Raw genomic sequence first — 11686 nt, 5'->3', positions numbered from 1 at the left:
CCCATGGCAAACCGAATTTTGATTGTAGACGATGCAGCTTTTATGAGAATGATGATCCGAGACATTTTGACTAAAAATGGTTATGAAGTCTGTGGCGAAGCGAATGATGGCGCCCAAGCTATTGAAAAATTTAAAGAAGTGCGTCCTGATTTAATTACTATGGATATCACGATGCCCGAAATGGATGGAATTGCTGCACTAAAGGAAATCAAAAAATTAGATCCGAATGCAAAAGTTATTATGTGTTCCGCTATGGGACAGCAAGCTATGGTTATTGATGCTATTCAAGCAGGTGCCAAAGATTTTATTGTGAAGCCGTTCCAGGCAGATCGTGTTATCGAAGCCATTAAGAAAACGTTGGGATAATAACGGTAAGGGGAGAGTCTGACATAAACCGAAAGGAATGTGAAACTTGAATAGACTCGCAACCAGAATTTGTTCATTTATATTCGTGGGGATGATTCAACTAGCTGGATTCTCTATAGTTTGTTATGGGGAATCCGGCACTGCTGCGGATAAGTTTCCGAATGATGCGCCTAAAATGGACTATCCTGGAATAAGTACAGCTGATACTATGTGGATGGTCGTTAAAGTTATTTTTTTTCTTATTCTTATTATCGGATTGTTTTTCGTGATTATTAAGTTTCTAGCCAAAAAAAATAAATTTTTATTTGGTCGTTCTCTTCGCTCCTTAGGCGGAGTGCCGCTCGGGCCAAACAAATCCATTCAAGTCATTGAAATTGGTCACTCACTTTATATCGTTGGAGTCGGAGACAACGTTCAACTGATGGAGAAGATTGATGATGCCGAAGAAGTTGCTTATATAACGGATATGCTGACAGTCGGCGGCTCTAATACAGTCAATTTTGAAACTTTCAGCGGATGGCTGAGCAAACTGAGAAAGAAGCAGGATGACACGATTGATGTAGAAGAATCCGATATAACGGCATCCTTTCAGCAAGTATTCCACAATAAAATGCAGCATTTGTCTGATCGCAAGAAGATGGTGGAGGAATTGTTGATGGATGACAAAAACAAAGATCGGTTGAATGATAAGCCATGAAATGGAAAGCTGGAGCTTTAACCGCATTATCCTTGTTAGCCATAATGTTCTATAGTACATATGCTTATGCGGCTGACCCGATACCTGGAATCAATATTGATATTGGTTCCTCCGGTAATACAGGTGGGGCTGCAAGTACAATTAATATCATATTGCTAATCACCATATTAAGTATATCGCCTGCAATTCTTGTTCTGATGACCAGTTTTACTCGAATTATTATTGTGCTTGGTTTTGTCAGAACATCGCTTGGAACCCAGCAAATGCCGCCCAATCAAGTGCTGATTGGATTAGCTTTGTTCCTGACCTTTTTTATAATGGCCCCTACTTTGGGTGATTTAAATCAGACGGCATTGCAGCCGTATCTCAAGGGCGAAATTACTCAAACAGCAGCATTGGATAAAGCTTCATTATCGATAAAAAGTTTCATGTTTGAGCACACAAGGCAAAAGGATTTAAAACTGTTTCTGGATTATTCCAAAGCACAACCGCCAAGCGGCGTCGCGGATACACCTTTAACAGCTTTAGTTCCCGCCTATGCAATAAGTGAACTTAAGACAGCCTTTCAAATGGGATTCATGATATTCATTCCATTCTTGGTCATCGACATGGTAGTAGCAAGCACACTCATGGCAATGGGGATGATGATGCTTCCTCCCGTAATGATTTCATTGCCTTTTAAAATATTGTTGTTTATCTTGGTCGACGGGTGGTATCTTGTCGTGAGATCCTTGCTGCTAAGCTACAATACGTAAGGTCGGTGCTTACAAAGTCAGTTTTTGCCTAGTCAAAAACTCTTAGGGTACTCTGACCCAAGCAGGAGGAGAAGAAATCGTGAGTTCCGAGTTTGTCATCCATCTGGCCGGTGAGGCTGTGTATACGGTCTTGAAGGCTAGTGCTCCCATGCTGGTACTCGCTCTGCTAGTTGGATTGATCATTAGTATTTTTCAAGCAACCACTCAGATTCAAGAGCAGACCTTGGCTTTTGTTCCGAAGATTGTAGCCGTACTTCTTGCGGTATTGGCCTTTGGTCCTTGGATTCTGACAACGTTGGTTGACTTTACTTATAACCTGTTGAATAACCTTTATAAATATGTCGGCTAGGTAGTGAGTCTATTGGAATGGGTTAATCAATTTTTTCCTGGCTTCATGCTTTTCTTTTGTCGGATAACCTCCTTTTTTGTCGTAGTACCCGTCTTTTCGGCCAAAAATGTCCCGGCACATTTTAAAGTTGGGATTGCTTTTTTCGTAACATTAATGGCATACACAGTAACAGGCACAACAACTACGGTTCCGCTTGATTCTCTTTACTTGCTGACGGTCATACGGGAGATACTTGTTGGTGTCTGTCTTGGTTTTATTGCTTATATGTTTTTTACTATCGTGCAGATAGCCGGTTCCTTTATTGATATACAGATAGGGTTTGGGATTGCCAATGTTATTGATCCTATGACTGGAGCATCCTCGCCCGTTATCGGTAATTTGAAGTATATGATCGCGATGCTGTTGTTTCTGTCTTTTAACGGGCATCACCTTCTGCTCAAAGCAATAATAGAAAGTTATGAATGGATTCCATTATCCAATGACATGTTCACGAGGATGTACGGTGGGCAGATTTCAGAATTTTTGTTGAAAACTTTCTCAACCGTATTTGCTATTAGTTTGCAGATGGCATCTCCGGTTATCGTAGCCCTTTTTTTAACTGATATTGGACTTGGCTTGCTAACCAGGGTAGCCCCTCAATTTAATATTTTTGTTATTGGTGCGCCACTCAAAATGATCATAGGCTTCGTATTATTGATTTTGTTATTTCCGGCTTATGAGGATGTATTCAAGGATACCTTTATTTCAATGCTCGACCATTTGCAAAAGTTTTTTGGGTTATTTGCGGGTTAACCGGGAGGACTGGATGTGGAACGTATTCGTTTACAGCTAGATTTACAGATGTTTGCGGGCGAAAAAACAGAACCGGCTACTCCCAAAAAACGGCAGGAATCCAGAGAAAAGGGACAAGTTGCTAAGAGTATGGATTTGCCTGCTGCCTTTATTTTGTTTTTCGCATTCTTATCGTTCTATTTGTTCGGCGGTTATATGAAGGATCAGCTGATGAATGTGTTCCGGTCTGTATTTAACGATTATTTATTGCTTAATCTATCTATCGAAAATGTGGGCTCACTCTTCAAACAACTGGTTATTCAGAGCTTGATGCTTCTTACACCGATCCTGTTAATAACTGTAGTCACAGCTATTTTCAGTAATTATTTGCAAATAGGATTTCTAATGACTACCGATCCACTCATGATGAAATTCAATAAGCTGAATCCGATAGAAGGTGCCAAAAACATTTTCTCTATGCGGACTGTTGTAGATTTTATGAAGTCTGTACTTAAAATGTCCATTATCGGCTATGTTGTTTATTCAACGCTTTGGGCTGAGAAAAGTCATTTAATGGATCTTGCCAGACTACCTCTGGAAAATATATTTGTGTTTGCCGGATCCGTTACGTTTAAGTTGGGAATCAAAATCGGACTTATTCTGATCGTACTAGCACTGTTTGATTATATGTACCAGAAATATGAGTTTGAAAAGAACCTGAGAATGTCCAAGCAGGATATTAAAGATGAATATAAGAAGACGGAAGGGGATCCGTTAATAAAAGGTAAAATCCGTGAAAAGCAGCGAAGAATGGCTATGCAGCGTATGATGCAGGAAGTTCCAAAAGCTGATGTTGTCATTACTAACCCTACGCATTTCGCTGTAGCATTGAAGTATGATTCGAAAAACATGCAGGCGCCAACGGTTCTTGCGAAGGGCACGGATTATATTGCATTAAAAATTAAGCAGATTGCGAAAGAGAACAGTATTGTTACTATGGAGAACAAACCTTTAGCTCGCGCGCTTTATGCTCAAGTTGAGATTGGAGAAGCCATTCCGGCCGATATGTTCCAGGCTGTCGCTGAAGTCTTAGCCTATGTATATAAGGTAAAAGGTAAGGCTAACTAGCTTAGGAAAGGAGGACATGCGTAATGAAAGTAAAAGATCTGGTCGTACTGATAGGTGTAATTGGCATTATCATGATGATGGTTGTTCCTATACCCGTATGGCTTATAGATGTATTGCTGATCATTAATATTTCTATTGCTTTGATGATTATCCTTGTTTCCATGAATACTCAGGAAGCCTTGCAATTTTCAATATTTCCTTCCCTTTTATTAATAACCACCTTGTTTAGGCTAGCCTTAAATGTCTCGACAACTCGTAACATTTTGGCAAATGCGGATGCCGGTAATGTGGTCAAAACCTTTGGTTCTTTTGTCGCCCAGGGTAATATCGTAGTCGGTTTTGTAGTGTTTATAATCCTGGTTATTGTTCAATTTATCGTTATTACCAAAGGTTCTGAGCGCGTTGCCGAAGTAGCTGCCCGATTTACTTTGGATGCTATGCCAGGTAAGCAGATGGCTATTGATGCAGACTTGAATGCAGGCTTGATCAATGAGCAGCAAGCGAAAGAGCGCCGTGAGAAAATTTCCAATGAGGCTGACTTTTATGGAGCGATGGATGGTGCCAGTAAATTCGTAAAGGGAGATGCCATTGCCGGCATTATCATCCTGATTATCAATTTATTGGGCGGACTCGTTATAGGAATGAGCATGAAGGGTATGAGCATCTCCGAAGCAGGAGAACTATACTCGATCATGACGATAGGTGATGGACTAGTTAGTCAGATTCCTGCTCTTCTAATTTCTACGGCAGCGGGCTTGATTGTTACCAGAGCTTCATCGGATGGTAATTTGGCTCATGATTTAACGAAGCAGCTTTTCTCTTATCCTAATCTCCTGTATATTGTCGCCGGTACCATTACTTTGCTGGGTATTTTTACCCCTATTCATTTTTTCACTACATTCCCGATTGCTGTTCTGTTGGCTTTTGCGGCAATGAAAATGAAGCAAAATTTGGTCAAGCAGCAAGCAAAGGAAGAATTGCTGGAGGAAGAACAGCAAATTGAGGAAGTTCGAAGTCCTGAAAGTGTCATTAGTTTATTGCAGGTGGATCCCATTGAGTTTGAGTTTGGCTATGGATTAATTCCACTGGCAGACACTCAACAAGGCGGGGACTTATTAGACCGTATTATATTAATTCGTCGACAATGTGCGCTTGAGCTGGGGGTTGTCGTACCGGTAATCCGAATACGTGACAACATTCAACTGAAGCCAAATGAATATGTAATCAAAATTAAAGGTAACATGGTTGCCCGCGGTGAGCTTCTATTGAATCATTACTTGGCCATGAGCCCGGGCATAGACGATGATTCAATCACAGGTATCGATACTCTGGAGCCTGCTTTCGGATTACCAGCCATGTGGATCGATGAAATAATGAAGGAACGGGCTGAATTATCCGGTTACACTGTAGTTGATCCGCCTTCTGTTGTAGCCACCCATTTAACGGAAATCATTAAGAAGCATGCTCATGAGCTGCTGGGACGTCAGGAAACAAGATCATTAATAGAGAATGTCAAAGAAAGCTATCCTGTGTTGGTGGATGATCTAATTCCTAATGTGTTATCCATAGGGGATATCCAGAAAGTGCTTGTGAAATTATTGAAAGAAAAAATATCGGTACGTGATCTGGTCACAATACTGGAGACTTTGGCGGATTATGGAACTTATACCAAGGATCCTGAAATCTTGACCGAATATGTTAGACAAGCTTTATCCAGGCAAATTACACAGCAATTTGCAAGTAATGGGGATTCGCTTAAGGTGATAACCGTTGGTCCCACACTCGAGAAGAAAATTGCTGAATCCGTACAGCAATCGGATCAGGGCAGCTATCTGGCTTTAGACCCATCTTCTACGCAAATGATATACCAACGAATAACCGATCAAGTGACGAAGCTTCTTCAATCAGGCCAACAGCCAATCGTATTGACCTCTCCTACGATTCGGATGTACTTAAGACAGCTTTTGGAACGGACTATGCAGGATATACCGGTTCTTTCCTACAGCGAACTCGAACCCAACGTTGAAATTCAAAGCATGGGGGTAGTTAATTTATGAGAGTGAAGCGCTACGTAGTTGATTCTATGCCAGATGCTTTACAAAAAATTCGAACTGACTTAGGAAAAGATGCGGTCATCTTAAGTACAAAAGAAATACGTTCGGGCGGCTTTATGGGGATGTTTTCCAAGAAAAAGATTGAAGTGCTCGCGGCAACGGATTCAACAGCCGCAGCAAGCTCTACTAAAACAGCCTCATCGCCAACACCTGCGGTGCTGCAGGAACAAGCACCTAAGAGCTATAATTCTTTACAGACTGCTCAGATGGCGTACTCAAGACCGAACAACAGTGCGGGAGCTGTGCTGCCAAAAAGAAACATGGATGAGCCTGCACTGTCTTTTCCTGAGGTACCGGATGTCCTTATACCCAGCCCACCTCCGGTTGCCGTAAAGGTTCAAAATCATATGCCACAAGCACAACAGGCGCAATATGTACCACAAGTACAACAAACACAACAGGCACAATACGTACCACAAACACAACAAGTACAAAACGCACAACAAGCGCCGCTAGCATCAGCAACGGTAGCGGTTAATTCAAAGGAAGATATATTGCTCCAAGAGCTTAAGCAGATGAAAGAGTTTATGCATAAGCTTTCAGTCCAGGGCTTCCAGCAGTCTCCCATGGATCCGTCCTTGGCAACGCTGCAGCAGCGGATGCTGGATCAGGAACTAGACCCGGTTCTCGTCCAACAAGTTATTACTGAAGTGACGGAAATAGTCAATGCTGAAGGTATGACATTGACAGACGAGCTGGCAATGAAATTAATTCGCAAGCAATTGCTTGGTCTGTTTATGGTAGGGGAATCGAAGCATATGGCCCCTGATACAAGAATAGTTCATTTTGTAGGACCAACAGGGGTAGGTAAAACAACGACGATTGCCAAGCTGGCTGCAGAGCAGGTGCTTAAATATAACCGTAAGGTCGGATTCATCACTTCCGATACTTACCGAATTGCAGCGATAGAACAGCTAAAGACGTATGCGACCATTTTAAACGTTCCGTTGGAGGTTGTTTTTTCTCCTCAGGACCTGTCTAAAGCCTACGAGCAATTAAAAGATTGTGATCTTATATTTATGGATACTGCAGGCCGCAATTATCGCAATGAGATGTATGTATCCGAATTAAATTCGCTTTTACGCTCACAGGGAAAGAGTGAAACGTTTCTTGTATTGAGCTTAACAACCAAATATAAAGACATGAAAGCAATAACGGATAACTTTACGAAATTTAAGCTGGACAAGGTATTGTTCACTAAGATGGATGAAACCGACTCATTCGGCTCCGTCGTCAATCTTGTCCATGATTTCAAGCTTCAATTATCCTATGTTACCAATGGGCAAAGTGTACCGGATGATATTACGGAATTGGCGGAACAACATATCATTGACTTGATACTGGGGGCCAGTAACAATGAATGATCAGGCACAAGGACTTCGGAATCTCATTTCAAGCCATCAAAACCAGCAGTTACCCAAGACGACACGAATTATTACTGTAACGAGCGGCAAGGGCGGGGTAGGCAAATCAAATTTTACTTTGAATTTTGCTCTTACCCTACAGAAGAAAGGCTATAAGGTTCTTGTGTTTGATGCTGATATCGGCTTAGCCAATATTGATGTTTTGATGGGGATTACAGCTAAGTATAATTTGTATCACCTCCTCAAAAAGGAAAAGACGATCTGGGAAATTATTCAAACCGGCTATAATGATCTTCAATTTATCGCAGGCGGATCCGGATTTAATGATTTAATAAGGCTAACGGAGGAACAGCTCGATTATTTTGCAAATCAGGTTAATCAATTAAATGGTTCAGTTGATTTTATTATTTTTGATACGGGAGCTGGATTGTCGAAGGAAACGTTGAAATTCATTCTAGCTGCGGAAGAAACATTCGTTGTTACTACACCGGAGCCTACATCCATCACAGATGCTTATGCCATTATAAAAATGGTTAACTCTATGAATGAGCCAGTCAAGTTCAAGCTTGTTGTAAATCGGGCGACGGATTGGAAGGAAGGCAAGCAAACAGCAGACAAGATCAGCATGGTAGCCAAGCAATTCCTTCAGCTTGATATTCCGACACTAGGGTTTGTTGCTGATGATAACCATGTATCAAAAGCAGTTAAAAAACAGGTTCCTTTTACAATTGAATTCCCTTCTTCTCCAGCTTCTCAGGCTATAGATAAGTTAGTGGAGGATTACATTGCCAAACAAACACCTGCTGAAAATCAAGATGGGGCGGTCAAAGGATTTTTATCGAAAATGATAAGACTTCTTAAACAGTAACAACCTCTTGTGCCAACCAAACAGACAACATGGAGGTGTTAGATCATAGTGAAACCATATGGAGTGCTCGTAGTCGATGATTCTGTTTTTATGAGAAAAATCATTACTGACCTCATTACGGAGGATCCTCAGTTTCAAGTAATTGCAACCGCAAAGAACGGTAAGGAAGCCGTAGAGCTTGTGAAAAAGCTTAAACCGAACGTGGTAACCATGGATATCGAAATGCCCGAGATGAACGGACTTGATGCTCTGAAGGCCATCATGTCTGAGCAGCCGACACCAGTGGTCATGCTGAGCAGTTTAACACAAGATGGTGCGAGGGAAACGATAACTGCATTAGAACGAGGTGCCGTTGATTTTATCGGAAAGCCATCAGGGTCCATCTCTTTAGATCTTCACAAAGTAAAAACAGCACTGCTGGAGAAGCTTCATATAGCAGTTAAAACGAATGTCAACAAGTTTCAATTAAATCCATTGGTTGCCAAACCATCACCAAGAGTAGCACCAGTCTCAGAAACCGTAGTTCAGTCGATTTCTGAAAAGCAGCAGCAATTGAAACCGTCATCACATGTAAGTCATCTTGTAGCTATCGGGACTTCGACTGGAGGGCCCAGGGCACTTCATCAAGTCATTTCGCAAATTCCTGGACATATACCGGCTCCAATCGTAATCGTTCAGCATATGCCGCCTAATTTTACCAAATCTTTGGCGCAGCGGCTGGACTCTGTATCCGAGCTGAAGGTAGTGGAAGCAGAAAATGGAATGATTCTTCAAAATGGCACTGCTTATGTAGCGCCTGGAAGTTATCATATGACTATAGCCCGGAACGGCCCAGGAATGTACAAAATTCATTTGAATCAAGAGGAGCCAAGGGGCGGTCATCGACCATCCGTTGATGTCCTTTTTGAATCGATACTTCCGCTCAAAGAATTAAAACGTCACATCGTTCTTATGACAGGAATGGGGGCGGATGGCGCTAAAGGGATGCTGGCATTAAAGCAGGCAGGGGCTGTTACTACTATCGCGGAATCGGAAGAAACCTGCATTGTATATGGGATGCCAAGAGCTGCTGTGGAGTTGAACTGCGTTATGCATGTGCTGCCTCAGCAGGAAATTGCCCGGAAGATATCCCATGCAGTCATTACGAATACGAATTGAATTTAATTTAAGTGAAGTGTAACTACTGCATTAAGGATGAACTACATTGACGGAGGTGTATGGTTTTGGAGATGAATCAATATTTATCTATGTTTATTGACGAATCCAGGGAGCATTTACAAGCTTTGAACGATAATTTGATGAGTCTTGAAAGCAGCCCTGAAGATATTAGTATCGTACATAACATTTTCCGATCTGCGCATACACTCAAAGGAATGTCGGCAACGATGGGCTTTGAGGATCTGGCTTCACTAACACATGAGATGGAAAATGTTCTGGACCTGGTCCGGAATAGTAAGTTAAAAATGGATTCTTTTATTTTTGACTGTATCTTCAAAAGCTTGGATTCCCTGGAATCTATGGTTGAAGATATCATTCAAGGGGGAACGGGGAAGGCCGACGTATCCGTGATCGTTGCAGCCTTGAAATCCATCGTAACTGGCGAGTATTTAAAAGGTGGCGGAGCTGCCGGAAATGCTGCTCCTGTGAAGGGGGAAGCTTCCTCTGCTGAAGTATTGGATGAATTTCAATTATCCATTATCCAACAGTCGATTGAAGCAGGAATTAGCGTATTTTACATTGAGGTTGGGGTTCGTGAGGATTGTGTTCTCAAGGCTGCCCGTGCCTATATGGTGTTCAATGTATTGGAGCAGAATGGTGAGGTTATTAAGTCGAACCCTCCTGTAGAGGATATTGAACAAGAGCGATTTGATAATGAGTTTTCTGTCTTTTTCATATCCAGTACGGATCAGGCGAGCCTCCAGAAGCAAATATCCAGTGTATCCGAAATCGATAAAGCTATAGTTAGCGTATTGGACTCGGCCAAGCTGGATGAACTGATGAAGCCTCCAGTTATGGCTGCTCAACAAGAGATTGCAGCAGCTTCAGCAATAGCCGAGGCTGAGTCACCGGAAAAGGCAGAAGTTAAGAAGCCGGCAGCAGCAGCAAATGCTCCAGTGGCTAACAGAACCATTCGTGTTGATATTGAACGATTGGATACGCTTATGAACCTGTTTAGCGAGCTGCTGATTGATCGGGTCCGTCTGGAACAGCTTGCCAGTGAAATTAAAAAGAGCGAGCTGACCGAAACAGTTGAACATATGACTAGAGTCAGCAGCGATCTTCAAGGAATCGTATTGAAACTGCGCATGGTTCCAATAGACACTGTATTTAACAGATTTCCGAGAATGATTCGTGACGTAGCCAAAACCTTGGATAAAAAGGTGGATTTAATCATTACTGGTGCCGACACAGAGCTGGATAGAACCGTAGTTGATGAAATTGGCGACCCGCTTGTTCATTTGCTGAGAAATGCGGTTGATCATGGAGTTGAGCCTACAGTAGATCGAATTGCAGCTGGAAAGTCAGAAACGAGCACAATCAATTTACGGGCATATCATAGCGGAAATCATGTGTTCATAGAAATCGAAGATGATGGACGTGGAATTAATCGTGATAATGTTCTGAGAACGGCAATTAAAAAAGGAGTCGTAACGCAGGACCAGGCTACTCGATTGTCGGATGAAGAAGTATATTTGCTGCTTTTCGCATCAGGGTTTAGCACAGCTGACAAAATTTCTGATTTATCCGGTCGTGGCGTAGGGCTGGATGTTGTAAAAACCAAGATTGAGAGCTTGGGAGGAAAAGTACAGGTTACTTCCAAACTAGGTAAAGGCTCCAAATTTTCCGTTCAATTGCCTCTGACCTTGTCAATCATTTCAGCAATGCTGATTCGTATGGGCAGTGAGAAATATGCGATTCCGCTTTCCTCTATCGTGGAGACAGCAGCTATTAAACAAGAGCAGATTCGCGTCGTACATGGCAATCTGATGGTGGATTACCGCAACAGTGTTATCCCTTTGGTTCCATTAGCCAAGCTGTTTGATGTACCAGGTGCAGCCGATGAGTTTACAGGGGAAACACAGATTGTGGTCATACGTAAAGGTGAACGACTTGCGGCCCTTGTGGTAGACGAATTTATTGGTCAACAAGAAATTGTTCTAAAGACGCTGGGTAAATATTTCACCAAATTGTTTGCTGTTTCCGGTGCAACTATTTTAGGAGACGGGCAAGTGGCGTTAATCATTGATACGAATGCACTTATTAAGTAATCTTC

At 42.1% G+C, this 11686-nt stretch carries 11 protein-coding genes; all 11 read left to right on the top strand.

Annotated features, from left to right (window positions below; genetic code table 11):
• Positions 1-3: 3 nt before the first annotated feature.
• Entirely contained in the window at positions 4-366 is a 363-nt protein-coding gene (locus NV381_RS06250; RefSeq protein ID WP_258212407.1) for a response regulator, read from the top strand.
• A gap of 46 nt (positions 367-412) precedes the next feature.
• Positions 413-1063: a flagellar biosynthetic protein FliO gene (locus tag NV381_RS06245; RefSeq protein WP_258212406.1), complete on the top strand. Its 651-nt coding sequence runs from the start codon at positions 413-415 to the stop codon at positions 1061-1063.
• A 44-nt stretch (positions 1064-1107) separates the two neighbouring features.
• On the top strand, positions 1108-1818 hold the full coding sequence (fliP, locus tag NV381_RS06240) for a flagellar type III secretion system pore protein FliP (protein WP_258212495.1): 711 nt from the start codon (positions 1108-1110) through the stop codon (positions 1816-1818).
• 79 nt (positions 1819-1897) lie between these two features.
• Positions 1898-2167, top strand: a complete 270-nt coding sequence (fliQ, locus tag NV381_RS06235) for a flagellar biosynthesis protein FliQ (RefSeq protein WP_258212405.1) — start codon at positions 1898-1900, stop codon at positions 2165-2167.
• Between the two features lie 12 nt (positions 2168-2179).
• Entirely contained in the window at positions 2180-2959 is a 780-nt protein-coding gene (fliR, locus tag NV381_RS06230; protein WP_258212404.1) for a flagellar biosynthetic protein FliR, read from the top strand.
• 48 nt (positions 2960-3007) lie between these two features.
• Positions 3008-4066 carry a flagellar biosynthesis protein FlhB gene (flhB, locus tag NV381_RS06225; protein ID WP_379370772.1) on the top strand — a complete coding sequence of 353 codons (1059 nt, stop codon included), beginning with the start codon at positions 3008-3010 and terminating at the stop codon, positions 4064-4066.
• Positions 4067-4089: 23 nt separating this feature from the next.
• Positions 4090-6123: a flagellar biosynthesis protein FlhA gene (gene flhA, locus NV381_RS06220; RefSeq protein ID WP_258212402.1), complete on the top strand. Its 2034-nt coding sequence runs from the start codon at positions 4090-4092 to the stop codon at positions 6121-6123.
• On the top strand, positions 6120-7544 hold the full coding sequence (gene flhF / locus NV381_RS06215) for a flagellar biosynthesis protein FlhF (protein ID WP_258212401.1): 1425 nt from the start codon (positions 6120-6122) through the stop codon (positions 7542-7544). The genes flhA and flhF overlap by 4 nt, the downstream gene beginning before the upstream one ends.
• Entirely contained in the window at positions 7537-8412 is an 876-nt protein-coding gene (locus NV381_RS06210; protein WP_258212400.1) for a MinD/ParA family protein, read from the top strand. Before flhF ends, NV381_RS06210 begins: the two co-directional genes overlap by 8 nt.
• Positions 8413-8460: 48 nt before the next feature.
• Positions 8461-9570, top strand: a complete 1110-nt coding sequence (locus NV381_RS06205; protein WP_258212399.1) for a protein-glutamate methylesterase/protein-glutamine glutaminase — start codon at positions 8461-8463, stop codon at positions 9568-9570.
• 65 nt (positions 9571-9635) lie between these two features.
• Positions 9636-11681 (top strand): chemotaxis protein CheA, encoded by a 2046-nt coding sequence (locus tag NV381_RS06200; protein WP_258212398.1) that lies wholly within the window; start codon positions 9636-9638, stop codon positions 11679-11681.
• Positions 11682-11686 lie beyond the last annotated feature (5 nt).

Origin of the sequence: Paenibacillus radicis (ex Xue et al. 2023), assembly GCF_024722015.1 — a bacterium.
Classification (GTDB): Bacteria; Bacillota; Bacilli; order Paenibacillales; family NBRC-103111; genus Paenibacillus_S.
Note: the sequence above shows the minus strand (reverse complement) of the source record. Positions and strands in the feature narration are given on the sequence as shown.

Coding starts and splice junctions, on each gene's coding strand:
- NV381_RS06250 (WP_258212407.1), top strand. CDS start 4: ATGGCAAACCGAATTTTGATTGTAGACGATGCAGCTTTTATGAGAATG.
- fliP (WP_258212495.1), top strand. CDS start 1,108: ATGTTCTATAGTACATATGCTTATGCGGCTGACCCGATACCTGGAATC.
- flhB (WP_379370772.1), top strand. CDS start 3,008: ATGTTTGCGGGCGAAAAAACAGAACCGGCTACTCCCAAAAAACGGCAG.
- flhA (WP_258212402.1), top strand. CDS start 4,090: ATGAAAGTAAAAGATCTGGTCGTACTGATAGGTGTAATTGGCATTATC.
- flhF (WP_258212401.1), top strand. CDS start 6,120: ATGAGAGTGAAGCGCTACGTAGTTGATTCTATGCCAGATGCTTTACAA.
- NV381_RS06210 (WP_258212400.1), top strand. CDS start 7,537: ATGAATGATCAGGCACAAGGACTTCGGAATCTCATTTCAAGCCATCAA.